The 480-nt window shown below is 66.0% G+C and carries 1 pseudogene; it reads right to left on the minus strand.

Annotated elements, in window-relative coordinates:
* Window positions 1–480, minus strand: a pseudogene (locus AB4091_RS21880) (hypothetical protein); the annotation flags it as partial.

Here is a 480-nt window from a genome sequence, read left to right on the forward strand (position 1 = left end):
CTTCAAGCTCGCAAGATCGACCACCGCCACCTCATTGTCGCCGGAAAGCGACACGAAGGCGCGCCCCTTCCGGTCAGCCACGACATGGGCCGGATGCGCCCCGACTTCGACAGTGGCGACAGGCCTGGAGAGATCCTTCGCATCGATTATCGCCAAAAGTCCGGCGGCGGCAGCGGTGTCGGCATGGTCGTGCCCGCCCGTTGCGGGATCGCCGCTGGCAGGCGTGCCGACTGCCAACAGGGAACCTCCGTCCGGCGTCAGGTCGACGTTGTGGGGTGACACCGGGAGCGGCACCTTGGTCACCGAGCCCGTGGCAAGGTCGATGGCACTGAGGGTATTGCCGCCTTCGTCCGCGGACCAGGTGGTTCCCCCGGTCTGGCCGAAGTTCAGGGCTGCAGAGCCGCCCTTTTCCTTCAGCCACGTCTTCATTTCGGCGATCTCACGCTCCTGCGCCGCGATGATCTGTCCCGCCCATTCCTG

Origin of the sequence: Terrabacter sp. 2RAF25, from assembly GCF_052115265.1 — a bacterium.
Classification (GTDB): domain Bacteria; phylum Actinomycetota; class Actinomycetes; order Actinomycetales; family Dermatophilaceae; genus Terrabacter.